The sequence below is a fragment of the Romboutsia ilealis genome, assembly GCF_900015215.1.
Lineage (GTDB): Bacteria > Bacillota > Clostridia > Peptostreptococcales > Peptostreptococcaceae > Romboutsia > Romboutsia ilealis.
Genome location: NZ_LN555523.1, coordinates 810005 through 836403 on the forward strand (window position 1 = coordinate 810005; position 26399 = coordinate 836403).

Annotated in this window: 27 protein-coding genes; 19 read left to right on the forward strand and 8 right to left on the reverse strand. The window is 25.0% G+C overall.

Annotated elements, in window-relative coordinates; all coding sequences use genetic code 11:
* Positions 1-46 precede the first annotated feature (46 nt).
* From CRIB_RS03850 to CRIB_RS03910, 13 genes are all read left to right on the forward strand, one after another.
* Positions 47-685 (forward strand): endonuclease/exonuclease/phosphatase family protein, encoded by a 639-nt coding sequence (locus tag CRIB_RS03850; protein ID WP_180703220.1) that lies wholly within the window; start codon positions 47-49, stop codon positions 683-685.
* 97 nt (positions 686-782) lie between these two features.
* A complete protein-coding gene (locus CRIB_RS03855; protein WP_180703221.1) occupies positions 783-2078 on the forward strand; it encodes a VanW family protein in 1296 nt (431 codons plus the stop codon).
* Positions 2079-2208: 130 nt separating this feature from the next.
* A complete protein-coding gene (locus tag CRIB_RS03860; protein ID WP_180703222.1) occupies positions 2209-3162 on the forward strand; it encodes a protein kinase domain-containing protein in 954 nt (317 codons plus the stop codon).
* 458 nt (positions 3163-3620) lie between these two features.
* Positions 3621-4421 (forward strand): NAD(+)/NADH kinase, encoded by an 801-nt coding sequence (locus CRIB_RS03865; protein ID WP_180703223.1) that lies wholly within the window; start codon positions 3621-3623, stop codon positions 4419-4421.
* A 290-nt stretch (positions 4422-4711) separates the two neighbouring features.
* The gene (locus CRIB_RS03870; protein WP_180703224.1) at positions 4712-5413 is read left to right on the forward strand and encodes a response regulator transcription factor; all 702 of its coding nucleotides are present in this window, start codon (positions 4712-4714) and stop codon (positions 5411-5413) included.
* Positions 5385-6641 carry a sensor histidine kinase gene (locus tag CRIB_RS03875; RefSeq protein WP_243633569.1) on the forward strand — a complete coding sequence of 419 codons (1257 nt, stop codon included), beginning with the start codon at positions 5385-5387 and terminating at the stop codon, positions 6639-6641. Before CRIB_RS03870 ends, CRIB_RS03875 begins: the two co-directional genes overlap by 29 nt.
* 86 nt (positions 6642-6727) lie before the next feature.
* Complete coding sequence (locus CRIB_RS03880; protein ID WP_180703225.1) at positions 6728-7405, forward strand: ABC transporter ATP-binding protein; 678 nt, start codon at positions 6728-6730, stop codon at positions 7403-7405.
* Complete coding sequence (locus CRIB_RS03885) at positions 7406-10012, forward strand: ABC transporter permease (protein WP_180703226.1); 2607 nt, start codon at positions 7406-7408, stop codon at positions 10010-10012.
* A gap of 357 nt (positions 10013-10369) precedes the next feature.
* Positions 10370-11548, forward strand: a complete 1179-nt coding sequence (locus tag CRIB_RS03890) for an SAM-dependent methyltransferase (RefSeq protein WP_180703227.1) — start codon at positions 10370-10372, stop codon at positions 11546-11548.
* 307 nt (positions 11549-11855) lie between these two features.
* Positions 11856-12398, forward strand: a complete 543-nt coding sequence (locus tag CRIB_RS03895; protein ID WP_180703228.1) for a biotin transporter BioY — start codon at positions 11856-11858, stop codon at positions 12396-12398.
* A 361-nt stretch (positions 12399-12759) separates the two neighbouring features.
* Positions 12760-14583, forward strand: a complete 1824-nt coding sequence (locus CRIB_RS03900; protein WP_180703229.1) for a glycoside hydrolase family 13 protein — start codon at positions 12760-12762, stop codon at positions 14581-14583.
* Between the two features lie 121 nt (positions 14584-14704).
* Positions 14705-14905 carry a hypothetical protein gene (locus CRIB_RS03905; RefSeq protein WP_243633570.1) on the forward strand — a complete coding sequence of 67 codons (201 nt, stop codon included), beginning with the start codon at positions 14705-14707 and terminating at the stop codon, positions 14903-14905.
* Between the two features lie 47 nt (positions 14906-14952).
* A complete protein-coding gene (locus tag CRIB_RS03910) occupies positions 14953-15279 on the forward strand; it encodes a hypothetical protein (RefSeq protein WP_180703230.1) in 327 nt (108 codons plus the stop codon).
* A gap of 121 nt (positions 15280-15400) precedes the next feature.
* Here the strand turns inward: CRIB_RS03910 and CRIB_RS03915 are convergent, their stop codons facing one another.
* The 3 genes from CRIB_RS03915 to CRIB_RS03925 form a co-directional block, all read right to left on the reverse strand.
* Positions 15401-16222, reverse strand: a complete 822-nt coding sequence (locus CRIB_RS03915) for an FYVE zinc finger domain-containing protein (protein ID WP_180703231.1) — start codon at positions 16220-16222, stop codon at positions 15401-15403.
* A gap of 211 nt (positions 16223-16433) precedes the next feature.
* Complete coding sequence (locus tag CRIB_RS03920) at positions 16434-17117, reverse strand: YjjG family noncanonical pyrimidine nucleotidase (protein WP_180703232.1); 684 nt, start codon at positions 17115-17117, stop codon at positions 16434-16436.
* A gap of 238 nt (positions 17118-17355) precedes the next feature.
* Positions 17356-17640, reverse strand: coding sequence for a hypothetical protein (locus CRIB_RS03925; RefSeq protein ID WP_180703233.1), 285 nt, complete (start codon positions 17638-17640; stop codon positions 17356-17358).
* 146 nt (positions 17641-17786) lie between these two features.
* Between CRIB_RS03925 and CRIB_RS03930 the strand changes: the two genes are divergently transcribed.
* Positions 17787-18179, forward strand: a complete 393-nt coding sequence (locus CRIB_RS03930) for a lecithin retinol acyltransferase family protein (protein WP_180703234.1) — start codon at positions 17787-17789, stop codon at positions 18177-18179.
* Between the two features lie 352 nt (positions 18180-18531).
* Positions 18532-19884, forward strand: coding sequence for a dicarboxylate/amino acid:cation symporter (locus tag CRIB_RS03935; RefSeq protein ID WP_180703235.1), 1353 nt, complete (start codon positions 18532-18534; stop codon positions 19882-19884).
* 441 nt (positions 19885-20325) lie between these two features.
* On the opposite strand, the gene CRIB_RS03940 is transcribed toward CRIB_RS03935, so the two are convergent.
* The 4 genes from CRIB_RS03940 to CRIB_RS03955 all read right to left on the reverse strand — a co-directional run bounded on the left by CRIB_RS03940 (position 20326) and on the right by CRIB_RS03955 (position 22966).
* Positions 20326-20631 carry a DUF1540 domain-containing protein gene (locus CRIB_RS03940; protein WP_180703236.1) on the reverse strand — a complete coding sequence of 102 codons (306 nt, stop codon included), beginning with the start codon at positions 20629-20631 and terminating at the stop codon, positions 20326-20328.
* 81 nt (positions 20632-20712) lie between these two features.
* Entirely contained in the window at positions 20713-21909 is a 1197-nt protein-coding gene (gene gltS, locus CRIB_RS03945) for a sodium/glutamate symporter (protein ID WP_180703237.1), read from the reverse strand.
* A gap of 255 nt (positions 21910-22164) precedes the next feature.
* Positions 22165-22386 (reverse strand): hypothetical protein, encoded by a 222-nt coding sequence (locus tag CRIB_RS03950; protein ID WP_180703238.1) that lies wholly within the window; start codon positions 22384-22386, stop codon positions 22165-22167.
* Positions 22387-22465: 79 nt separating this feature from the next.
* Positions 22466-22966: a thioredoxin family protein gene (locus CRIB_RS03955; RefSeq protein ID WP_180703239.1), complete on the reverse strand. Its 501-nt coding sequence runs from the start codon at positions 22964-22966 to the stop codon at positions 22466-22468.
* A 232-nt stretch (positions 22967-23198) separates the two neighbouring features.
* Here CRIB_RS03955 and CRIB_RS12715 point away from each other — a divergent pair, with 232 nt between their 5' ends.
* From CRIB_RS12715 to CRIB_RS03965, 3 genes are read left to right on the forward strand one after another with little or no spacing between them, the layout of a single operon-like run.
* Positions 23199-23333 carry a hypothetical protein gene (locus CRIB_RS12715; protein WP_279386151.1) on the forward strand — a complete coding sequence of 45 codons (135 nt, stop codon included), beginning with the start codon at positions 23199-23201 and terminating at the stop codon, positions 23331-23333.
* The gene (locus tag CRIB_RS03960; RefSeq protein ID WP_180703240.1) at positions 23320-23583 is read left to right on the forward strand and encodes a hypothetical protein; all 264 of its coding nucleotides are present in this window, start codon (positions 23320-23322) and stop codon (positions 23581-23583) included. The genes CRIB_RS12715 and CRIB_RS03960 overlap by 14 nt, the downstream gene beginning before the upstream one ends.
* Positions 23584-23607: 24 nt before the next feature.
* Positions 23608-23844, forward strand: a complete 237-nt coding sequence (locus CRIB_RS03965; protein WP_071120876.1) for a hypothetical protein — start codon at positions 23608-23610, stop codon at positions 23842-23844.
* Between the two features lie 257 nt (positions 23845-24101).
* Here CRIB_RS03965 and CRIB_RS03970 read toward each other — a convergent pair whose 3' ends face one another.
* On the reverse strand, positions 24102-25163 hold the full coding sequence (locus CRIB_RS03970) for a hypothetical protein (protein WP_180703241.1): 1062 nt from the start codon (positions 25161-25163) through the stop codon (positions 24102-24104).
* 319 nt (positions 25164-25482) lie between these two features.
* Between CRIB_RS03970 and CRIB_RS03975 the strand changes: the two genes are divergently transcribed.
* The gene (locus CRIB_RS03975) at positions 25483-26331 is read left to right on the forward strand and encodes a hypothetical protein (protein WP_180703242.1); all 849 of its coding nucleotides are present in this window, start codon (positions 25483-25485) and stop codon (positions 26329-26331) included.
* Positions 26332-26399: the final 68 nt, after the last annotated feature.

Sequence of the window (26399 nt, forward strand, 5' to 3'; positions counted from 1 at the left end):
AAGACCTAGCCTATGGCTAGGTTTTAAAATTTAGGGTGTGATTTAGTTGAAAATAGTAAGTTACAATATTCATAAGGGTATGAATGCTAATAATGTATTTACATTAAATAAAATTATAAAATATTTAAAAGAATTAGATGCAGATATAATATGCCTTCAAGAGATTCTTTACAATCAATTTGCAATTTTAAAACAAAGTCTAAAATTAGATGGAGTATTTGCAGCAAATATCAATAAGCCTACCTTAATGTATGGAATAGCTACACTTTCAAAAAATGAAATTTTAGATAAGAAACATATGCTTTTAAAAAGTAAGGGAGAACAAAGAGGTTTTTTACATACAAACATATTTTCTAAGATATATTCTGTAGATGTAATAAATACTCATTTAGGTCTTGATAAAGATGAAAGAAAAGAACAACTAAACCAAATAGTAGATTATACAAATAGATTACGAAAAGCTAAAGTAATCTGTGGAGATTTTAACGAAAAAAATATATTCATAAACAGATTTAATGATAGTGCTATATATACAAACAATCAAAGTATAGCAACATTTGAAAAGAGTAATGCAAGGATTGATTATATATTAGTAGACAAATCACTAGGAATATATAAATACAAAGTAGATAAAATAAATTTATCAGATCATTATCCAATTATAACAGAGATAAAATTAAATTAGACAATATGTAACAATAAAGTTACACATTTCGATTAAATATTGTATAACATTAATGCTTAAAATATAATTTATATGATATTTAAAATGAGGTGGAGAAATGGGCAAAAATAACATAGGAGTAAGTCAGACTAGTACTTTAGATGAAAGCTTTTATAAAAGTGGAAAATCGAATGTTAAAAAGTATAAGATTGTAGGACTGATGGCTATTATTTGTGTATTAGGGGTTTCAATTAATTATTTTAATAAAAAGTATATATACACAAATGTAATAGCTAAAAACATATTTGTAGAAGGTATAGATGTATCGAACCTGACAAAAGAAGAAGCAATTAATTATTTAAATGAAAATGTAATTTTAGGTGAGTTACAACTTAATTATAATGGAGAAACAAATGTAATATCACCAGATGAAATTGACTTAAAGTATAATACTAGTGAAGTTGTAGAGAAAGCTTATAATTATACTAAAACGGACTCATATTTTGAAAATGTAAAAAGATTTTTCAACCTTAATAAAAATAGCAAGAATTTAGAAATAAAATCTTTATATAATGAAAATAAGTTAAGTGAAAAAATACAAAATATATCGGACTCAATAAATGTGGATATGAAAAATGCAACGGTCTATATATCTGATTCTGGAAATATTAGTACATCTAGTGCAAAAATAGGTAAAGAATTAGATATAGCATCAACTAGAGAATCTATTTATGATGCTATAAAAAATAAAGATTATAAATCTATAGATTTAAAAGTAAACATAAAAGAGCCAAAAATAAGTACAGAAGCGGCTAAAAGTGTAAATACATTACTAGCAGAATTTAGTACAAAATTTTCAACAAAGGATTCAAATAGAGTCACAAATGTAGTACTATCTGCAAAAGCAACAAGTGATGTATTACTAATGCCAGGAGAAGAATTTTCATATAATAATCTAACCGGTAAAAGAACTGCATCAAATGGATACAAAGATGCTCCTGTTATAATAAATGGAAAATTAGAACAAGATGTAGGTGGAGGAGTGTGTCAAGTATCTAGTACTTTATTTAATTCAGTATTATATTCTGGTCTTGATGTAACATCAAGAAGAAATCACTCATTAAAGTCAAGTTATGTATCAATAGGAAGAGATGCAATGGTTAGTGATGGTGGTAGTGATTTTAGATTTAAAAACCCATACTCTCATCCAGTATATATAAAAAATACAGTAAGTAACGGTGTAATAACTTCTAAAATATATGGAAATATATCTGATAAGAAAAATATAAGTATAAAAGTAGAGCCATATACAACAGAAGGATTAGATGCTGCAAAAACATACATAGAATATAAAGATTCAAATGGAAAAGTAATAAAAACTCAATACATATCCAATAGTGTATATAAAAACTAAAAATAGTTAAAAAATATAGCTAATATTTATATTAGCTATATTTTTTTGTTGTTTTTATTGGAAAAACATATCAAAAATGATATTATAATTATATTAGAAAGAAAAAAATGTAAAAAAGTGAGGGAGGAACTTGAACTTTATAGGAAATAGGTACTCTATTTTAAATATAGAAGAGAATATAGAGTTTAATAAACTTTATAAAGCAAGAGACTTATACGAAAATAAAACTATTTTATTAAAAGTAATAGATCATAATGAGCATATATGTGAAGATTTTGTAGCAAATCTAATTGATGAATCTACCATAATAAGAGATATAAATTCACCCTACATATTAAATATGATTGATGTAGGTGTTGATTATAGAGAATATGGTATATGGTATTATATGGTATATGACTATGAAAAGGGTATTAGTTTAAATAATATAATAGAGGGGAATTACCTTCACTTAGAAGCTATAATATCAATAGCAACTCAAATACTAAAAGGATTAGAAACGGCTAAAGAGCATGGAATATATCATGGGGACTTAAATCCAAGTAATATTTTAGTAGATAAATGGTACAATATAAAAATATTAAATTTTGGAGTTACTAAAGCCAATGAGGGTGTAAACATAAGAGCTGGGAACAATATAAAATATTTATCCCCACATCAATTATGTATTGACTATACAGATATAGAGAGTGACTTTTTTGCTTTAGGATTAATTTTATTTGAATGTATATTTAAAAAATTACCATTTGGCGAAAGTAATGATGAGAAAGAAATGTTAAAGTTTATAGATAAAGGTATAAATTTTAATGATTTAAGGGCTATAAATGGAAATGAAGAATTAATATATATAATAAGAAAGCTTTTAAATCGAACAAATAAGTATAGTGAATTTAAAGAAGTTATATTAGATTTAAGTTCTATAATGTATGAAAAAGCAGATATAAAAGAATCATTACTAATAGAAGATGAATTAGATTATAAACATGAAGATAAAGCTAAAGTTATGAAAAATAGAAATAAACTATTGTTAATATCCGCAATTATAATTATTATACTTTCAACACTAACGACATTAATAATATAGTAAATAGCAATAGATACATATAAAAATGTTTAAATGTATCTATTTTTTACGCTTAAGGATATTATAATACTTAAAAATGTGGATAAATTCTAAATGTAAGTAATATCAATAAATTGGCTTTGAGCGTAAAAAAGATTTTGAAATGCTTCGCCCACGCAGTGGCTCAAGCAACGGACGAAGTCGTTGGCGACATGAAGTGTTTCGCCAACACGTCGCTCAAGCGAAGCGAATTTTTTATATAGAAGGAAACGATTATATAAAATTTTTGTATATAACCTCTCAATATAATCAATATCAATAATTTTATAAATTTTTAAGCAATGGATGTATTCAAAGTGTTGACGAGGGTATAACGTTGGCGAAATAAAGGAAATGAATTTTAAGATTTGAATATAATTTAAATAAAATGTAAAGTATAATGAAAATAGGATAATTATTAAAGTTAGGGAAGATTAAATATGAAAAGAGTTATAACTATAAACTCAAATAACTTAGAAAAATCATTAGAGACAAAAGAATTACTAACTAAAAAGCTTATGGAGAATAATTTTTTAGTTAGTTCCAAATTAGAAGAAAATACAGAACTTATAATATCTATAGGTGGGGATGGATCTTTTTTAAAAACTATTCAAGATTTTAAATTTCCAAGTGTACCTATGGTAGTAATAAATACAGGTCATTTAGGATTTTTTGCAGAGTTTGATCCAGAGGAAATTGATAAATTTATAGATTTGTATAAAAACAATGATTTTATTATACAAGAAGTATACCCTTTAAAAGGTAGTATATGTACTAAAGACAGCAGTAAAGATATCTATGCAGTTAATGAAATAGTAATTAAAAGTGTTTGTTCAAGAACGCTTCATTTAGATTTAAGAGTTAACGAAAATAAAATTCAAAACTTTAGTGGAGATGGGATGCTTATATCAACGCCTATTGGTTCTACTGCATATAATTATTCAGCAGGTGGAAGCATCATAGATCCAAGCTTAGATACATTACAGCTTACACCACTTGCACCAATGAACACTATTGCATATAGATCATTTACGTCAAGTATAGTTTTATCTGCAAAATCAACGATAAATATAGTACCAGAATATAGATTTGAAAATTCTATATTAGTAGTTGTAGATGGAAATGAATATAGATTTAATGATATTACAGATATTAATATTGTAAGAGCTGATTTAAAATTAAAGCTTCTTAGACGTTCTGATTTTGAATTTTGGAAAAGAGTATCCGAGAAATTTTTATAGATTAAAAAGTAGTGAATTATGTTCACTACTTTTTTAATATAGTTAATAATTTAATCTATTGTGCTAGTTATTTTACTACAAATATTGAAATTGCTACATAAAGTTTTTTACAAAGAATATAAATTATTCTAAACTCTAGTATTTTCAATAATTAAATCTAACTAGCACAACGAGTTAATTTAGGTATTTTTAAATTATAATGTGACTATTTAGTAATTTTATTGACCTTATTATATTAATTTAGTTAATGTATAATAATTATATTATGATAAATAAGATTGGAGAAATTTATGATAAATATACTTATGATTGAAGATGATAGTACAATAGCCTTTGGAGTAAAATATGCACTAGAGCAAGAAGGCTTTAATATTGATATATGTAAAGATTTAGAAAGTGCTAGAAATAATATAAAAGAAAAGGAATATAGCATTATATTATTAGATGTTATGCTTCCAGATGGAAATGGATATGATTTTTGTAAAGAAATAAGGGAAAATAATGAAACACCTATAATATTTTTGACTGCTTGTGATGAAGAAGTAAATATTGTAATGGGTCTAGATATTGGAGGAGATGATTATATGACAAAACCTTTTCGAGTAAGGGAGCTTATATCTAGAATAAAGGCTGTACTTAGAAGAAAAGGTATTTATAATGAAAGTAAAAAAGTGCTTAAATTTGGAGATTTAAGTATACATACTTTAGAAGCAAGAGTATTTAAAAATGGAGAAGAAGTGTTTTTAACTTCTATTGAATATAAGTTATTATTAATTTTAATACAAAATAACAACACAGTATTAAGTAGGTCTAAAATATTAGAAAAGCTTTGGGATGTTACCTATGATTTTGTAAATGATAACACACTTACTGTTTATATAAAACGTCTTAGAGAAAAAATTGAAGACAACTCAGCTGATCCTAAATACATTCTTACTGTAAGAGGTATGGGATATAAGTGGAATGGAAGTGAAAATAATGTTTCTATCTAATGTTGAGGTAAAAGGATTTATAAGAAATTATTTAATATTGTTTACAATTACGATAGTTTTTTCTATAGGAATTAGTTTTGTAAGTATAAATATAATTAAAAATAAAGTAGTAGAAAATAATCAAGCCATAATTGGTAGTATAGTTGCGGCTAATCCTAGCTTTGAAAAGGAAATAATTAATGTAATAACCCAAGGAAAATCAACGAAAAACTTAAATTTAGGAAAAGATATTTTAAATAAGTATAACTATAATAAAAATATTAGTTTAAATAATGAACCTATTATTAAATCAAGTTTACCAAAAATAATTAGATTAAATGCTTTATTTATAGTAGTTATTTTTCTTGTAATTATATTAATGGTTATGGTTTATTTTAAAAATTTCTACAATGATATTAAGGATATGACTGATTATGTATATCATAGCTCAGAAGGAAGAGATTTTGAAATGAAAAAAAGAAACCAAGAAGGACAAATTGGTTTACTTAAAACTGAATTACTAAAAATGACTAATATATTAAAGGAAAAAGTGGACCTTTTAAATAAAGAAAAAGTATTTTTAAATGATACTATTTCAGATATATCACATCAGCTAAAAACTCCTATGACTTCTCTTATAATTTTAAATGATTTAATGTATGGAGATATTTCAAAAGAAACTAAGCATGAATTTTTAAATAAGATAAAGTCACAGTTAACTAGGATGGAATGGCTTATAAAGAGTATATTAAAGCTTTCAAAAATAGAAGCTAAGGTTATTGATTTTAATAAAGAAAAAGTAAATGTAAAAGAATTAATAACTAGAGCGATACAACCAAGTATTATTCCAATAGAACTTAAAAATATTAATATTAGTATAAGCGGAGAAGAAGATATTACATATATTGGAGATATAAATTGGTCAACAGAGGCTTTAGTAAATGTAATTAAAAACTGTGTAGAACATACACCAACAGGTGGGAATTTAGACATTAAATATGAGCAAAACCCACTTTACTTAGAAATTATAATAAAAGATGATGGAGAAGGAATTGATAAAAAAGATTTACCACATATATTCAAAAGGTTTTATAAAGGCAAAAGTAATTCTAAAGAAGATAGTGTTGGAATTGGACTAGCAATGGCAAAGTCTATAATAGAGAGTCAAAATGGTGATATTTATGTAAAAAGTGAAAAAAATAAAGGTACAGAGTTTCATATAGTCATCCATAAAACTTATAGTGACTAAAATGTAATAATTAAATTCACTTTAGAGTAAGAATGAAGTTTTAAACTAATAAGTGTAAGATTACTAAATGATTTATGGAGGAAAACATGGAAATTTTAAAAGTAGAAAACTTAACTAAAAGTTACGGCAAAGGTGAAGCTAAAGTTGATGCTTTAAAAAATATAAATTTATCAATAAATAAAGGTGAATTTGTAGCAATTGTAGGTCCAAGTGGTAGTGGTAAAAGTACTTTATTACACTTACTAGGAGGAGTAGACAAGCCAACTAGCGGTAAGGTTTATATAAATGATGTAGATATATATAATTTAAAAGAAAAAGATTTATCTATATTTAGAAGAAGAAACGTAGGACTTATATATCAGTTTTATAACTTAATACCAGTCCTTAGTGTAAAAGAAAATATACTATTACCGGCAGAACTTGACAATAGAAAAATAGATAAAGATTACTTAGATGATTTATTAAAAACATTAGGATTAAAAGAAAGAGCAAATCATCTTCCTAATGAATTAAGTGGAGGGCAGCAACAAAGAACTTCTATAGGACGAGCTTTAATAAATAGACCATCTATAGTTTTAGCAGATGAGCCAACTGGAAACTTAGATAGCAAAAATTCTAAAGAAGTATTAGAATTATTAAAATTATCTGTTAGAAAATATAATCAGACATTAATAATGATAACTCACGATACAAGTATTGCACTTCAAGCAGATAGAGTTATAACTATAGAAGATGGTACTATAAAGCAAGATGAGGTGATATAAATGAATTTATATACATCACTTACATTAAGATATTTAAAAGAAAACAAAAGAAGAACTGTTGTTACTATAATAGGAATAATACTTTCTACAGCACTTATTTGTGGTATAGGAAATATATTTGTAAGTCTTATGGATCATCAAATTAGAGGAACTATAGCTAGTGATGGGGAATTTCACGCGACTTTTTATGATATAAAAAAGAATGACATAAATACAATAACAAATAGTGTAGGAATTTCAAAATCAGCACTAAGTGAAAATTTAGGTTATGCTAAATTAGATAAAGATGATAAATATATGATTCAAATAAAAGAGTACGATGAAAATGCTTTTAAAGGATATCAAATTAAATTAAAAGATGGAAGATTTCCAAGTAACGATAAGGAAATAGTACTTAGTGAAGAATATTTAAAAAAATCTAGCAAAAAAATAGGGGATAGTATAAGTTTTAATATCGGAAAAAGGGTAGATGAAGATGGAAATAGTACAGAAGGAAACCGATGGGCATACGAAAATGAAAAAATAATCAATGCCGATAAAAAAGATTTTAAAATTGTTGGGGCTATTGAAAAGCCTGGATTTGAAAGCAGTGGAACTGATGCTGTTGTTACGGGCATCACTTATTTAGATATAAATAATATAGATAAAAGTACAAATGTAAATGTATCAATATCTGTAAATAAACCAACAGAAATTTATGAAATTGCTCCAAAGATAGCTAAAAATTTAGGATTAAAAGTAAAAGAAATATCGGGAGATGATTATAATAATGACCAAGGAACACTTTATGAAAATTTATCATTTAATGAGCATTTATTAAGACTTCAAGGTGCTAGTGCTTATTCACATATAAATAATAGTATATATATGATAATAACTATAGTTACAGCTTTAGTTGTAATTTGTACAATAGCAACTGTTTACAATGCATTTAGTATTTCAATTAGTGAACGAAAAAAACAATTTGGAATATTAAATTCTATCGGAGCTACAAAATCTCAAATTATAAAACTGGTCTTTATAGAAGCTTTTATAGTAAGTGTTATAGCTATACCAATAGGAATAGTTTGTGGGACTATATCTATAGATTTAGTGTTTAGATTTATACAAAGATATTTTGAAAATTCTTTTATAGCAGATATGAATTTAAGAGTGGTTTATAATCTGTATATAATTATAGGTAGTATATTAATAGTATTAATTACAATAGGTATATCAGCAATATTACCAGCAATAACTGCGGCAAAAATATCACCACTTGAAGCTATAAAAAACAGTAGCAATTTAAAAATAGGAAAAGTTAAGGATTCAAAAATAGTTAGATTTATATTTAAAACTGAAGGTGTTCTTGCTTATAAAAATCTAAGAAGAAATAAGAAAAAATTTAGAATAACATTATTCTCATTAATCATAAGTGTAGTAATATTTATATCATTTAGTGGATTTATGGAACTTTTCATAAAAGCTAATAAAGTGCAAAGTGGGCAAATGAACTATGATTTGTATTTATATAAAAACGGATTTGTAGAAGATGATAAGATTATAAATGAACTAAAAAAATTAAATGGTATAGAAAACTTTAGTATCAATAATGAATATTCTATAGGTACAAATGTAGAAGAAAATAATATAAATAAAAGTTATAAAGAGTTAATAGAAAAATATTTTACTAAAGAAAATAAAAATGATGAAGTTATATATGATTTTTCAAATAACTTATTTTTCTTTCCAGGAGATGAAGCTATAAGCAAGTTAAAATTAAAAACTGGAAAATTTGATAAAGAAACAGCAATAAAAGAAAATGGTATAATACTTAGAAATAAAAGTTACTACGAAGAACCAGGAAAAAAAGGTGATGTATCTTTAACTAATTATAAAGTAGGAGATACAATAGATGCTTATAAGATAGAATATGATGAAAAAAATGATAAAGAAATAAGAATACCTGTTAAGCTAAAAGTATTAGCTACTACGGAAGATTTACTTCCAGGACATTTATCATCATCTTATATGGGACTTGATTTTATAACTTATGATGAAGTAGGACAAAAGTTAGGTTTTGATGTAAATAAAGATAGAATATATATTTCTACAAATAAAGAAGATGATACTAGAAAAGTTATAAAAGAAATAGCTGAAAAATATGGATATAACATTACTGATGAGATTGAATATGCTAGAGAAAATGAACAATCTATGATGGCAATGAAAGTATTTGTATATGGTTTTGTTGTTGTTATATCATTAGTAAGTATAACAAATATAGTAAATACAATAAGTACAAATATAAACCTAAGAAAAAGAGAACTTGCTATAATTAAGTCAATTGGTGTAACACCTAGTGGATTTAATAAAATGATATATTTAGAAAGTTTATTATACGGAGCTTTATCATTAATTTATGGGATACCAATAGGAATGGGGATAACTATTCTTATGAATAAAACTCTTGGAGATGTTATAAATCTTGGTATGGTTATACCATGGAATGCTATAATGATATCTTTTGTAGGAATATTTATTATAACTTTTATTGCATCTTATATACCTATGAAAAAGATAAATAAAGAAAATATAATAGAAAATATAAGGCAAGAAAGTATATAAATTTAAATCTTTATAATATAAATTATCTGATATATAAAAAGTAGTGAGGAGAGCTCCTCACTACTTTTTTACGCTTAAGGATATTATAATACTTAAAAAATGTTGATAAATTCTGAATGTAAGTAATATCAATAAATTGGCTTTGAGCGTAAAAAAGATTTTGAAATGCTTCGCCCACGCAGTGGCTCAAGCAACGGACGAAGTCGTTGGCGACATGAAGTATTTCGCCGACACGTCGCTCAAGCGAAGCGAATTTTTTAATGTAAACTCAGGAATAAATAGTAATTATTTGGAAATAATGTATATAGTTTATAAATGATATTTTAGTATAAGAAATAAGTTCAAGGAGTAGTTAATATGAGTGTTGATAAAATATTTATAAAATCTTTTTTAAATAATTTTGAAGAAGAATCATTTTCAGTTAAGTTATGGGACGAAGAAGAGATTAAAGTTGGACAAGGGGAGCCTTTATTTAAGGTTACTTTAAATAAACCAATACCTAAAAAAGAATTATTATCAAGTGCAACTTTAGCATTTGGAGAAGCATATATGGATGGTAATTTAGAAGTTGAAGGAGATTTTTTAACTATGCTAAATACAGTATTAAAGTATAAAAGTAAATTTCCTACAGACTTTAAGGGATTACCAAAAATATTTTCTAATTTAACATCTCAAAAAAAGCAAAAAGAAGAAGTATCATATCATTATGATTTAGGAAATGATTTTTATAGTTTATGGTTAGATGAAACGATGAGTTATTCATGCGGATATTTTAAAAATGAAAATGACTCTTTATACGATGCACAAATGAACAAAATCCATCATTTACTTAAAAAATTAAATCTAAATGAAGGTCAAAGTTTATTAGATATAGGTTGTGGTTGGGGATCGCTTCTTATAGAAGCTGCTAAAAATTATAAAGTAAAAGGATTAGGAATTACTTTAAGTGAAGAACAATATAAAAAGTTTAAAAGTAGAATTAAAGAAGAAAATTTACAAGATTATTTAGATGTAAAGCTTATGGATTATAGAGAACTTGAAAAATCAGGTTTATCATTTGATAGAGTTGTAAGTGTTGGTATGCTTGAGCATGTAGGTAGACCTAATTACGACTTGTTCATGAGAAATGTATCGAAAGTACTTAAAAAAGAAGGTATATTTGTACTTCATTACATAAGTGGATTAATTGAATCAGAAGGAGATGCTTGGATGAGAAAATATATATTCCCTGGAGGAGTTATACCAAGCTTAAGAGAAATAATATCTTTATCTGCAGATTATAAATTCTACACTATTGATATTGAAAGTTTAAGAATGCATTATATGAAAACTTTACTTAAATGGGCTGAAAACTTTGAAAATAATATAGATAAAGTTAGAGAAATGTTTGATGAAAGGTTTGTTAGAATGTGGACTATGTATTTATATTCGTGTGCAGCTTGTTTTAATACAGGTGTTATAGATCTTCATCAAATAGTATTTACTAATGGAGTTAATAATTCTAATCCTTTAACAAGAGATTATTTATATAAATAAAGACATATTTATTAAATGTATATGAATTTAAATTTAATTGACTTTATATAAATAAAGACTACAATTAAATTGTAAACTAAAAATAAAAAATTCGCTTCGCTTGAGCGACGTGTCGGCGAAATACTTCATGTCGCCAACGACTTCGTCCGTTGCTTGAGCCACTGCGTGGGCGAAGCATTTCAAAATCTTTTTTACGCTCAAAGCCAATTTATTGATATTACTTACATTCAGAATTTATCCACATTTTTTAAGTATTATAATATCCTTAAGCGTAAAAAATAGGTTTACGAAAAAGGGGGGAATGTATATGAAATTGAAAACGAGTGAATTGGTGATATGTTCATTATTTGCTAGTTTAACAGCGATACTAACTCAAATATCTATACCACTTCCAGCAGTACCACTTACTATGCAAATATTTGCAGTGGCTTTATGTGGCTTAGTTTTAGGTAAAAGATTAGGATTTATATCTCAAATTATATATGTATTATTAGGCGCTATAGGATTGCCTGTATTTGCACAGTTTAGTGGTGGAATAGGTATAATATTAGGACCTACGGGTGGATTTATATTATCATTTCCTATAATAGCATTTGTGGTAGGATATTTTTCTGAAAAATTTATGTCTACAATAGGAATTATGTTTGGAATGATATGTTCTTTATTAATAAGTTATATAATAGGTACACTTCAATTTTGTATAGTTACTAATTCAGATATTGTAAAAGGTCTTACAATATGTGTAATACCATTTATAATTGTAGACATTATAAAACTAAGTCTTGCTATTGTAGTTGGAAAAAGTATATTAAAAAGAGTCAATTTAGGATATAGTATAAAAACAAGCTAGGTATATTCCGAGCTTGTTTTTTACGTATAAGGAAATTATATAATTTGTAAGTAATAAATAACATAAATTTGATATTAAGATAACTTTAAACATAAATATAATAGGGCTATAAATATTTATTTAATCTGTTGTGCTAGTTATTTTACTACAAATATTTAAATTGCTACATAAAGTTTTTTACAAAGAATATAAACTATTCTAAACTCTAGTATTTTCAATAATTAAATCTAACTAGCACAACGAGTTATTTAAATAGAGAATAATAAAAAACAAATTGTGAAATGATTATCAAAAACGATACCATATACAATAAAATTAGTATATAATTTATTTTATAATGGATAGATAGGGGAGATTTTTTATGAGAAAAATAACAAGAGAAGCATTACTTCATATACCAAGAAGTAACTATTGTTATGGATATGATGAAAATACACTTCATATAAGACTTAGAGCTAAAAAGGGAGAAGTCAAAAGTGTATTTTTAAGAATAGGAGATCAGTATATTTGGGATGAATTAGAAGGTGGTGGAGGAAACCTAGGTGCTGGTGGAAAAGTGTGGATTTCAAGTTGCGATATAAAAATGGAAAAAGAATTAGAAACAGAGTATTTTGATTATTTTATAGCTAAATACAATCCACCAACAAAGCGTTCAAGATATTCGTTTATAATAAATGGTATAGATGAAAAGCTTTTATATACTGAAAAATATATAATAGAATTAGTAAATAAAGACGATGAAAAAAAATTAAATGACATATCATCATTTTTTGCTTATTCATACTTAAATAAAATAGATGTGCTTAAAATACCAAGTTGGGTGAAAGATACTGTTTGGTATCAAATATTTCCTGATAGATTTGCAAATGGAGATGAAAGCATAAATCCTAAAGATACAAAACCTTGGGCAACACCTCCAACTAATGATAATTTCATGGGTGGAGATTTACAAGGGGTTATAGATAAATTAGATTATCTAAAAGATTTAGGAGTAACTGGATTATATTTTTGTCCTATAACTATGGGGCATACAAATCATAGATATGATACAATAGACTATATGAAAATAGATCCTCATTTGGGAGATAAAAAAACACTAAAAAGATTAGTTAAAGAAGCCCATAAAAGAGGGATGAAGGTAATGTTAGATGCAGTGTTCAATCATATAGGATACTACTCTAAACAATGGCAAGATGTTATAAAAAATAAAGAAAAATCAAAATATAAAAATTGGTTTTATATAAAGGATATTGATAAGGTAGACACACCACTTAATAAAATTGATTCAAAAAACATTCCTTATGAGACATTTTCATGTGTGGCTGAAATGCCAAAATTAAATACAGAAAATGAAGAGGTTATAGAGTATCTATTAGAAGTAGGAAAATACTTTATAAAAGAGTTTGATATAGATGCATGGAGATTAGATGTATCAAATGAAGTTGACCATAGTTTTTGGAGACAATTTAGAAAAGAAGTAAAAAATATAAAGCCTGATGTATATATATTAGGTGAAATATGGCACAATAGCCTACCTTGGCTAATGGGGGACCAATTTGATGCTGTAATGAATTATCCATTTGCAGATGCTTTAATAAAGTTTTTCTGTACAAATGAAATAGATGAAATTGAATTTAAATATAGATTAAATGATATAATATCAAATTATCAAATGCAAACTATTGAATCTGGATTTAATTTACTTGGAAGTCACGATACAACTAGGGTACTTTCATACTGTAATAACAATAAGGATAAATTTAAGTTAGCATATTTATTTATGTTTACTCAATTAGGTGCTCCTTGTATATATTATGGAGATGAGGTTGGCATGACTGGAGTACAAACTAAGGACTGTGAAGGTCAACGTGAATGTATGGTGTGGGATGAAGAGAAGCAAGATAAAGAAATACTTACATTTATGAAAAAGATTATAAGTTTAAGAAAAAAATATAGTGAATTTAAGCTAGTAAATAATGAATGGGTATTAGCAAAAGATAATGTTATAATAGTTAAAAAAGAAAATATAAGTATAATTATTAATAATAATGATTTTGAAAAAACTATAGATCTTCCTGATTACTTAAAAGATAAGAAAGTATATGATCTATTTAATGAAGATTATATAAACCTAGAATCAAAGCTTACATTAAATCCATATAAATATTTAATAATAAAAGATTAAATTGTAGTTTAATACTATATAGTCTAATAAGCTATATTTTTATAATTAAAAAATTTTATATGGGAAATTTAATCTATTTAGTGAAATAACTAAAACAACAGATTATTTAAGTAAAAGATAGGTGATATATATTAAAAGATTAAGAGAATTATTAGATAGAAAGTTTTTAAAAGATGTAGAGTTATTAGAGTTAGAAGATAATGAATATGTAATAGAGTGTAAATTTACACAACCATATAATGCCCATTATAATGAGTACAAAGTAGTTGTAAGAGAAGATGATGAAATAAAAATATATAAAGTATATTTAAAGCATAGATAAAACTAATATTAAAAAAGATAATAAAGATATGAAAAAGGGGAATTAACTTGAGAAAAAATATTATTGGAGGCCTTGTATTAATTGTAATTGCTATGTTTTTAGGAGCTATATCTTATTCTTCTAAAATAGCTAATCCATTTGTTGGACTAAAAGGATTAGCACAAATAGCTATTAGTGAAAGAAAAGTCGAAAAAATTTCAGATAAACCATTAAGATATATAAGTAAATCCGATGAAGATTTTACAAATTATATGGAATCAGAAGGTTATACTGTTGAGCAATTTGGTAGAGGATTTCAATTACAAAAAGGTAATGAAAGTAAGTTATTAGTATCCGAAGGTTTTATGGGGATGTACGAAATATTTAGTGAATAAAAAGATGGCTAATCTAGCCATCTTTTTATTACTCAAACAGTATTAAATTTCAACATTGTATTAAAATATATCCTATGCTAAAAGAGCAAACTATAAGAAGCCTACTATGAGATTACATGGTTTAGTACTCCTCATAATCAGGATAAATTGATTGATTAGTAGTAGAATCATTATTATTTTTACTAGAATTTTTAGGTCTAGATTTTTTAGATGCTTTAGTAGAATTTTTAACCTTAGTATTAGTATCTGTAGATTCATCATCTAATTCATTGATATCAGGTTTGTGCTTATTAGATTTCTTAGTAGATGATTTTGTCTTTTTAGATTCTTTTTTAGACTCTTTAATTTTAGTAGTAGGTTTAGCTTTTTCATTAGAATCTTCTATATCATCATGTTTCTTAGATTTTTTCTTAGAACGTTTAGTTCTAGGGTTATTTTTATTATCTTTTTTACTAGATTTTTTATTTTTTAATTTTTTACTCGTAGAACTTAAATCTTCAGATTCTAAGTTAGTAGTAGGTAAACTATCAATATTTGTAGATGAACTATTAACATTTAAAGTAGCTTCATCTAAAGTAGCATTGCTTACAATTGTGCTGTAAGTAGTGCTAGATGGTTTGTCATATATACAAATACTTTTATAATTTAGTTTAGGATTATTATCTAAAGTAGTATTATTAGTTATATTTGTATCATTATTGATTATATTATAATTAATAGTGGTACTCTTTGGTATAGAATTTTTTGTACTTTGAGATTTTGAGCAACAGCAAGGATAATGATTACATTTATCACAAACTTTAAATTCTTTATAATTTAAATAACTATGGTTTAATCGTTTTCTATTATTAGAAGTATTTGAATGATTGCAATAGCAAATTTGTTTACCACAATGTTTACAAATGCTAAGTTTTTTACCTCTATAACCCTTATATTTGAACAAAATATAATCCCCCTTTGGTTTGATAAAATATACATTTTAGTAAATAATATGACTTTAATATTTAAAAAGTTACAAAATGCACTGTAAAAATAAACAATTGATTACAAATTGATAAAATATATTTTGATAATAAAAGATTATAAGAAATAATAGAAAAATAAAAGGATATAAATAAGTTAAATTGTAAATAAACATATTTATATCCATAATTTTATAGTATATTTTTTAAATCTAGTAAATTATTAATTTCATATTTAGGAACTATATCAGTATTATTAACCTTATTAGCTAAGTTACACCAACAAGTATCTATTGAAGCATTTAATCCGCCTTTAATATCAGAAGATAAACTATCTCCAACCATTAAAACAGAAGATTTATCATCGTGGTTTAAAGATTTAAGTGCATACTCAAAAATCTCAGGATTAGGTTTTGCAATTTTAATTTCACCAGATATAATAATATCATCAAAATAGTGACTTACATCAGATTCTCTAATTCTTTTGTGTTGAACATCAGCAAGTCCATTAGTTATTATACCTAATTTGTAGTTTTTAGATAAATATTCTAAAAGATCTTTTGTATCTTCATATAAAAATGATCCTTGGCTTAAAAATTTAACATATAACTCACTAAGCCTTGTAGCATCATCAGATAAATTAAGTGTATTTATAAGTCTTTGGAATCTTTCAACTTTTAAGTTATCTGCGGTAATTTTTCCTTCCTCAAATTCTTTCCATATTTTAGTGTTTATTTCCTTGTAAATATTTATACAATAATCCTTATCATAATCTGTATCTAAATTAGACATTAAATTTTCTAAGGCATAATTTTCTGTCTTTTTAAAATCAAATAAAGTATCATCTGCATCAAATAAAATAACTTTATATTCCATATCAATCTCCTTTTGAATAAATAATATAATATTAAATTTGATTATAACATAAAAATAGCTACTTTAAAGTATAAGAATTTTATATAAAAAATTATACTTTAAGGTAGCTAAATTTTTATTAATAAAGTGGCTAAAGGGGTTTATTAACATACTATTAAAAAAATAAATCGTTGGCGTTATGAGTGAAACGAATTTTAAGCAACGGACGAAGTCGTTGGCGTTATGAGTGAAACGAATTTTATAAGAAAAATACTAAAAATAATAAAGGCCAAAGTCCACAACAAGATTTCTTATGACAATTGCAGTTATTTATATGGCAGTTACAATTGTTAAAACATTTATTAGGATGACTAATATTAGAATTAGATTTACAATTGACCCTTTTATTATTTGCAAAATTTTTGTTATTACAATTTCTTCTAGGGGATGAGTTACAAGTTTTTAAAGTAGCAGTATTTTTATTACAGTTATTTATTTTACACTTATTGCAATTTTTTAATTCTTTAGAGGATTTATTACTCAAAGGGAACACCTCCTTTAAAAATTACAGATTAATAAATAATATGACAACAATGCAAAAAAAGTTACAAAATATATTAAGAATAACCGTAACAAAGACTTTTTTAATAACATAATCTATAGTATAGCTATTTACAAGGGGGATAGTTTATGGCAAAGGCAGAATATGGAGACATAATATATACTAAGAATAATCTATATAGGCATTATGGAATATATATAAATGAAAATTGTGTAATTCATTATGATGGTAAATTAGATGACATGTTTTTAAGAAAAATGTATATAAGGGAAACTACCATGGATAGATTCTTAGGTGGGAAAACATGTTATTATATAGATAAAAGAAAAGCAAAATTTAATAATGAGGAAGTAGTTAAAAGAGCAAGAGAGTTTATAGGAGAAGATAAATTTAATTTAGTTGCACATAATTGTGAACATTTTGCGATGTGGTGTAAAACAGGTGAGCCAAGATCAAAACAAGTATATTTAACACTTTTATTAGCTATAACTATAAAATCATGTCTAAATAATAAAGGTTAGGATAAAATAAAATGATTCTCTTTTAGCTTTTTAAAATCAAATAAAGTTTTATCTGAATCAAATATTATAGATTTGTATTTCATAATTAATTAGTCCTCTGTAGTTTATTATAATTTTTTATAAATAATCAAATTATATTATACAAATTTTGACCATATATTACCAAATATATACTTTAATGTATTTTTTTGTTGACACATACTTTTTTACATTGTATATTAAAAAATATAGGATACCTTTAAGATAGTCCCGTGAGACTAATAAGGAATTGTACGTAATGTAGTATTTTTGCCTTAATATCTATTGGTATTAAGGCTTTTTTTGGTATCCTAAAAAATTTTAGGAGGATACTATGAATAAAACTCAAACTTCAACAAATCATGCTAATAAATTAGCTATCAAAATGGCAACTGCCTTAATAATCGGATTAATAGCTGGAACATCATTTATTTTTTTAAGGGAAAATTTAATCTCAAGTGGAAATAGTGATACTTGGACTATGATAAATAATTTATTATTCCAAGATATAACTAATAAAGAAGCAAGTAATGCAATTGGAATCTTTTATATAGTTGGTCAACTATTTATAAACTCATTACAATTAGTAATAGTACCTATGGTATTTACATCAATAACTCTTGCTATGTGCAATATAAGTGATACAAAAAAATTAGGTCGTATATCTTATAAAACAATATTAGGATTTTTAGGGACATCTTTATTTGCACTAATACTAGCTGGTATATTTGGACTGACTGCTAATAAACTTGGTTTATTTAATGTAAGTATAGATAATATAGCTTCAAGTGAAGGAAGTATTGCTAGCAATCCACTTTTAGTATTTGTACAAGCTATACCAAATAATATAACATCAGTATTTGGTGAAAATGGACGTGTTTTATCTATAGTTTTCTTAGCTAGTGTTACTGGAATTTGTATTAATTCTTTAGGTGATGAAATTTTAGTATTAAAGAAGTTATTACAAGATATAAATAAAATAATAACTACTTTCTTAACATTTGTTATAACTAAATTTGGACCAATAGCTATATTTGTTTTAATAACAAGAACTTTTGCAATTTATGGTGTTGATCATTTAAAACCAGCTCTTGCATATGTTGGTACTGCTACAATAGCTTTACTGATATTTTTAAGCTTTGGATACGCTTTATTTATTTACTTTACTACTGGATTAAATCCAATGATATTTGTAAAGAAAATTTCAAAAGTAGCTTTATTTGGTTTCTCTACATCTTCATCTGCTGCTACACTTCCTTTAAATACTAAAACGGTTGTTGAAGAGTTAGGTGTAAGTGAAGAAATAGCATCTTTTACATTACCACTTGGTATGACTATTAATATGAACGGAACTGCTATAATGCAAGTTATCGCAGCAATATTTATAGCATCTAGTTCTGGATATGAGGTTACTGTAGGAAATATATTAATAATATCATTATTAGCTTTAATAGCATCAATTGGTACACCGGCTGCTCCTGGTGCTGGGGCTATAATATTATTTACTGTTTTAACAGGTATGGGATATCAAAATGATGCAGCAGTACTTGCTTATTCATTGATACTTGCAATAAACAGACCAATAGAAATGCTTGTTACTTCATTGAATGTAGTTGGAGATGCTGCAACTTGTGTTTATGTGTCTAAATCAGAAAATAACTTAAATGAAGAAATTTATAATGGATAATAAATAATATCTTAATTTAATAATATAAAATGGATCCTATATAGTTGACACGAGAAAAAGTGTGTGTATCTATATGGGATTTTTTTGTATTTTATTAACTAAGGAATGATTATAAGATGAGTAAAAAGATGTTTTAGATTTAGAAGATAGTAGGAGTTTAAATTTAAGAATAACACTTAATAGGGAGTTAACTATTGAAGAAATTCTTGCTAAGGAAGATGAAGTTGACTATAAAAACTGCAGAGCAATAGAAGAGCTTAAAATATTTATAAATGATTATATGTATTATTATAATAATGACTGTTGTCAGTAAAATTTTAAAAAGCTGACTCCTATACAAAATACAGAAATCAGCTTTTAGTAACTTCTTAATAGCCTTTTTTAGTGTCATTGATAAAGGGTTCATTTAAAAAATGACAACACCTTTATTATTTAAAAAGATTATCTAGCAACGAATGTTTCACAGCTACTATTTTCAAAATTTATATCTACATGACTTGCATTACAAGCCCCATAACTATTATATGTACACTTATTAGCACTACAAGATATATTTTGAGTACTAGTTAAACTTGTATCACCATGATAATTAGTCATGTTAAAGTTATCTTTATCTTTAAATGTATCACAATAAGTTTCAGGTGTTATAACTGCATCAAATCCTTCAACTTTTATTTGTGATGCATAACAGCCTCCAGTTTGATTAAATGCACAGTTTGTAGCTGAACAATGTAAATTACTTCCCATAAAATACCTCCTAAATAAAATTCTATTATTATTATGTCAAAGATAAATTATTTTAATCATTTACATCTGAAAATAAATATATTAACTTAATATATTTATAAATAAGATTATACAAGGCATTGTAAACAAATCAAGCAAAAAGGCAGCAACTAAAGGGACTACTAAAAAAGCTTTTTTAGAATAACCATATTTATCGCTTATAGATGTCATATTAGCTAAAGCTGTAGGAGTAGCACCTAAACCATGACCAATAAGACCACTTATCATAACTGCGGAATCGAAGTTTTTACCAAGAATTTTAAAACAAATAAAAATAGAGTAGATAACTATAAAAATAGCTTGGCATATAACAATAATAAGTATTGGACCAAATAAACTTGATAACTTAAATAAATCAATGCTCATAAGGGCCATAGTCAAAAATATTCCAAGAGATAAATCACTTAAAAAATCAATAATTTTAAAATCTAAATTTATAATATTAACTTTATCATTTACATTTCTAAATAACACAGATATTAACATACAACCAGTTATAGCTGGAATTATTATACCTGTTATGTTGAAAAATATATTTGCTATTAATTTTCCTAAAGATATACAAAGAAGAATAGTTAATAATTGTTCTAAAAATGAAAAAATATCAAGGTTTATTCTATTATCAATATTTTTTGATGTAGACACCTTTTTATATTTTAAGCCTGGTTTTAATTTATACTTGTCAATTAAAAACTTTGCAAGAGGAGATCCTATAAGCCCTGCTAATATTAGACCAAGTGTTGATGCTGCTATACCAACACTTATAGCATTTTGTACACCTAAATTTTCTATAGTAGCACCATAGGCAGCAGAAGAACCATGTCCACCTTCCATTGAAATCGTACCACACATAAGCCCAAGTAATGGATTTATGCCTATAACTTTAGATAAAATAACAGCAATTATATTTTGGCAAAATGATAAAACTCCGCATAAAATCCAATATTTTATAAGTGCTTTTCCACCTTTTTTTACTAAGGACATGCTCATACCAACACCAACTGTGGTAAAGAAAAAACATATTAGATAATCCATTAAAGAAGTATCCATAGAAATATCACAAATGTTAAAAAACTTTAAAAGAAGAGTTAGTAGACAAAATAATAATCCACCAATAACTGGTGAAGGAATACAAAATCTATTGAATATATTGACTCTGTTTTTTATAAAATTACCTATAATAAATAAAATTATAGATAAAATCAAAGTCGAGGTAATATCCAAATTTAAAGAATGCAAAATACCACCTACCTTATATATTTTAACTTGTACGTATAAAAATATATTAGATAAGCTATAAAATAATGCATATAAAATATGAGTTGCTTGAGTGAAGGATGTGGCTAAATCGAATTTTGAATTTATAATTTTTTTATTTGAATCTGTTTTAATATAATGTTGATTTTATAAACTATTTTGCAAATAAAAAAAGAAGATATGTACTTTCAAATGATGTATCTTCTTTTTAAAGTTTGTAATATATTAATATTATGATTATTTAATATTGTTAAGTATTAATTTTAAAGATGTAATTACAAATATGACAACTCCTACAAAAGAAAGTATGTTTATTAACCAGAATGTTACCGATGGTAAATATGGTATCGGTAATATATTTATAAGTGATATAGCTAGCTGAAAAACATCACTTTGTAAAAATATAAGCATCAATGAACCTAAAGCTATATAAAGTAGTTTTAAATTCCTATCATTCATATTTATCCTCCCTATTAACTCATATTATATAACATATGATCTAAATTATGTTGCATCATTTTCAAAATCAATTTAAAATCTAGCCTAATATTTTTATGAAATCATTAACAGTATCTAAAAGGTATTTACCTTTATAATATTCAAGTTTTATATCATCAAAACTAGGCATATCACGAACTACCTTAGGTCTTTCTTCAAATAATCCTAAAACATTAAAATCCTTATCTAAAACTGCTATACTAGGACCCTTAAAAGATTCTTTATCAATACCTAAAGCAGGAGCCATAAACTTTTTACCACGAGCCATAGTTATAACTGACATGTTAAAGTTAGGATTAAGATCTAAAAATCTTTTTAAAACTGTAGCATTTAATTGAAAATCAGGACACCATATTTCACCTGAAACTAAGAAATTCACTTCATAGTCTATACTTTCTATAAATGATATCATTTCATCAGTTAAATTTAATCTAGAATTATTTTTGAAAATTCTAGCTCTTTCCCCTTTAGTTCCTTCTCCTACAGAACTTTCAAAGCTTTGACCAATTTCAAATAGCTCTTTAAGACTCATTTCAACCATAACAAACCTCCAAAATTATTATTTATATACATATACTACCATAAATAATATAGAGTATGTAAATTTTACTTTATAATACAAATAAAATTATATAATTAGTAATGAGTATAATAAGTAAAAAATGTTAACCGTATATGTATAAATATTTTAATATACCTGATACAAATATAATATAATATAATTAAATTTATATTAAAAATTAGAAGTAAGGAAGTATGAGATCTAAGAAAGAATGGATAAAAGAGTATCAAGAAGAACATATAATAATAAAGATATAGAAAGTAGTAAAATAACATCTATAATAGAGATGATAAATGTTCGTAATTGTGGAAGTTATTACAATATAATTATAAATGGAAAAAGCTAAAAAACTAATATTTATTTCATGTGTTATTACATTAATAATTTCTACAATTAATGTGCTAGATACAGAATTATTAACAAGTACAATAGATTTTATTATAACAATTACGGTATTTTTAACTGCGATATTAAAACAAATTAATTTATTAAAATATAATAAATTAAATAAAAGTATATGTCAAATAATAAAAGAATCATGTATTATATGGATAGTTGCAATTAGCTTTTGTATAGTTGCAATAACTATGATTTAAAAGATAATAAGAAAGGAGTAAAGAATGAAAAAATCTTTAATATATGGAGTTAGTACAGCTGTAATCTTTTATATAACTACATCATATATACTTGAACCTTTTGGTATGTTTATAACATACGGTGGTGATAGTTATACACTATCATACCATATGTTTTCATATATGGGTTTAGTATTGTTAAGTGGAATAATTGTATTTTGTACAAGTATAATTATTCAAAAAATTAACTATCTTATAGAGAAACTCGATAATAAAAATTAAAATAATAATAGGTTATTTATGGATAATGTAATTTAGGGGGAAATTACAAAATGGAATGTTTGAGATATAATGTAGTATAAGGAATAAACATACTATATTTTAAGTTTGTAAATTTAATGTATTACTAATTAAAGCAACAAAAATAGCTAGATAATAATATGCTCCCTTTTGGTAGATAGTTAAAATAATAAAACTGTCTACCATAAAGGGAGTATTTTTATTACTTATTTATAACATTTTAATAAAGATAATTTTAATTAAGACTCTAGACAAAGAGTATAAAAGTCTATACAAACATCTTTTAAATTGACTTTATCAGGATTAAAATTAATCTTTCTTAAATAATTATAAAAATCTAAATCATAAACAAAATTACTAAAATCATATTCATACTGAGAATACCTGTAATCTAAATACTTAGAAAATCCTTCAATTAAATTTTCCTCACACCACTCATTAAAATGATAAGCATCACGACCATATTCATTATATACAGAAACTAATTCATCATCAGATTCTAATTCATTACAAATATCTAAAAACTCAGGAGTATCAGTAAAAGAATCAAATAAAGAATGTGAATATTTATGAAAAGGAACTCTAAGAAGGTCTTTAACTGATGTATTAGGTTCAATAGTAGATACTATATTATTATCAAACTCAAAACTTTGAGAAGATATAGGGTTTAAACTGTAGTAAAAAGTACAAACGTAATCGTTACTTAAAGTTACTCCACATACATTTTCAATAAATTTTTTTACATCTACATCATTTGAAGATAATAATTCATTTAACTTAGAAGCCTTTTTATTTAAAGATGATTTTTCTTTATTAAAATAAGATTTGAAATAATCATTATAAAAATAATTAAAAAAAACATCTATATCATTTTGCAAATCAGAAGATAAACTTAAATTTTTACTAGAAATTAAAGTATCCACTATATCAGATACACTAGCGTTATCATCTAAATTAATAACAGAGTTTGTATAGCTCCAAGATGAATTAGAGTCAAATATATTTTTTAGTTTAAACTTCATATCATCATCCATAGAATTATAAGTTTTTGTAAGCCATTTATAATGTTTTTTTGCAGCCCTTGAAGTGTTATTATATAAATCTTCATAAGTAGAATTATTACTTAAGTTTTCTATGTTTGTAGTATATATTTCATAAGCAGTTTGAATTAATGAAATTTTTAATGAGGGACCATTAACTTTAATGTCTGAATTGTAATTTATATCTTTAGTGTTTTTGCATCCTGTAAGTATGAATATTGATAATATATTTAAAATAACAATAAGTCTTTTTATATTCACAATATCACTCCTTACATAATAAAATTTAACCTATAAATTAAAATACCTTTTAAAATCATTCAACAAGAAATCCTTATAAAATATGGTGAGATTAATAAAAAAATAGCAAAAAAATAAAAATGTAAAACTTATATATTTATAGTTGAAACTTTTAGAAATCAAAAGTTGTCATAAAAAATAGAATAAAAAGAAGTTAAGGAGATAAGAATTATTAAAATATTTTATTTGAATTAATTGTCTTATTAAAGAGAATAGATGATATAATAATTTTGGAGTAGTTACTTATTTCACAAAATACAAATAAAATAAGGGGAAGATTATGAAAAGGACAATTTTAGGGTTATTATCTTTAGGATGTATACTTTTAATGGGGTGTACTCAACAAAAAGTAGACAAAGTAGAATCATTAAGAGATGCATATTTTCAAATTGCAGAGAAAATAGTTAATAAAGAAGAAATAAGCAGTAAATATATCAAAAAACTACTAAATGGATATAACTATAAAAAAGATGAAGAATTTAAGATAGAAGGTCAAAATATAGACGGAAGTGATTATATACAACAACCATATATCTTTACAAATGGAAATGAAAGTTTAAATATAACTTATTCTAATTTTAACAATGAAGAACAAATATCCCCATTATATAGTTTAAAGGATGAAAAAGGGGAAACTAATTTATCTATTTTACTTCCTGAAATAGACGATACAAAAATGAGATATATGTATATTGCAAATCGAGATAACTTAAAAGACCATAAGAAGCTATTAGAAAAATTAGATAATAATGAAGGAAAATGGCGTGATGTATATATAAAAGTTATAGATAATGTATGTTCTACTAATGACATGGATATAGAAGATATAAAGAATCTTTTAGGTGTAGAGTATAGTGTTAGTGAATATCCATATGATGAAAAATCAAGTCTAGGTTTGAATGTTGTACAATACATTTTTGAAGCTGATGATGAGATGTTTATGGTTCAGTATATAAAAGAGAAAGATAAGATTTTTAATGTATTTTACAATGATAAAAATACTAACACTATAAATACTGTGGTAGATAACAAACTTATAGATGAAAAAAAGAATTTACATACTGGTATACTTACTTATGTTGAAGATTTTGATAAGCAAAGAGAGTTATTAGATTATGAAAATAATTAGTTGTTTATAAATATATAATCAAATTTTTAATATTAATATATTGCATATTTATTTTAATAAAGATTAGA

Coding starts and splice junctions, on each gene's coding strand:
- CRIB_RS03890 (WP_180703227.1), top strand. CDS start 10,370: ATGAGTGTTGATAAAATATTTATAAAATCTTTTTTAAATAATTTTGAA.
- CRIB_RS03930 (WP_180703234.1), top strand. CDS start 17,787: ATGGCAAAGGCAGAATATGGAGACATAATATATACTAAGAATAATCTA.
- CRIB_RS03920 (WP_180703232.1), bottom strand. CDS start 17,117: ATGGAATATAAAGTTATTTTATTTGATGCAGATGATACTTTATTTGAT.
- CRIB_RS03855 (WP_180703221.1), top strand. CDS start 783: ATGGGCAAAAATAACATAGGAGTAAGTCAGACTAGTACTTTAGATGAA.
- CRIB_RS03880 (WP_180703225.1), top strand. CDS start 6,728: ATGGAAATTTTAAAAGTAGAAAACTTAACTAAAAGTTACGGCAAAGGT.
- CRIB_RS03955 (WP_180703239.1), bottom strand. CDS start 22,966: ATGGTTGAAATGAGTCTTAAAGAGCTATTTGAAATTGGTCAAAGCTTT.
- CRIB_RS03875 (WP_243633569.1), top strand. CDS start 5,385: ATGGAAGTGAAAATAATGTTTCTATCTAATGTTGAGGTAAAAGGATTT.
- CRIB_RS03965 (WP_071120876.1), top strand. CDS start 23,608: ATGAAAAAATCTTTAATATATGGAGTTAGTACAGCTGTAATCTTTTAT.
- CRIB_RS03865 (WP_180703223.1), top strand. CDS start 3,621: ATGAAAAGAGTTATAACTATAAACTCAAATAACTTAGAAAAATCATTA.
- CRIB_RS03960 (WP_180703240.1), top strand. CDS start 23,320: ATGGAAAAAGCTAAAAAACTAATATTTATTTCATGTGTTATTACATTA.
- CRIB_RS03870 (WP_180703224.1), top strand. CDS start 4,712: ATGATAAATATACTTATGATTGAAGATGATAGTACAATAGCCTTTGGA.
- CRIB_RS03940 (WP_180703236.1), bottom strand. CDS start 20,631: ATGGGAAGTAATTTACATTGTTCAGCTACAAACTGTGCATTTAATCAA.
- CRIB_RS03885 (WP_180703226.1), top strand. CDS start 7,406: ATGAATTTATATACATCACTTACATTAAGATATTTAAAAGAAAACAAA.
- CRIB_RS03895 (WP_180703228.1), top strand. CDS start 11,856: ATGAAATTGAAAACGAGTGAATTGGTGATATGTTCATTATTTGCTAGT.
- CRIB_RS12715 (WP_279386151.1), top strand. CDS start 23,199: ATGGATAAAAGAGTATCAAGAAGAACATATAATAATAAAGATATAGAA.
- CRIB_RS03950 (WP_180703238.1), bottom strand. CDS start 22,386: ATGAATGATAGGAATTTAAAACTACTTTATATAGCTTTAGGTTCATTG.
- CRIB_RS03900 (WP_180703229.1), top strand. CDS start 12,760: ATGAGAAAAATAACAAGAGAAGCATTACTTCATATACCAAGAAGTAAC.
- CRIB_RS03975 (WP_180703242.1), top strand. CDS start 25,483: ATGAAAAGGACAATTTTAGGGTTATTATCTTTAGGATGTATACTTTTA.
- CRIB_RS03935 (WP_180703235.1), top strand. CDS start 18,532: ATGAATAAAACTCAAACTTCAACAAATCATGCTAATAAATTAGCTATC.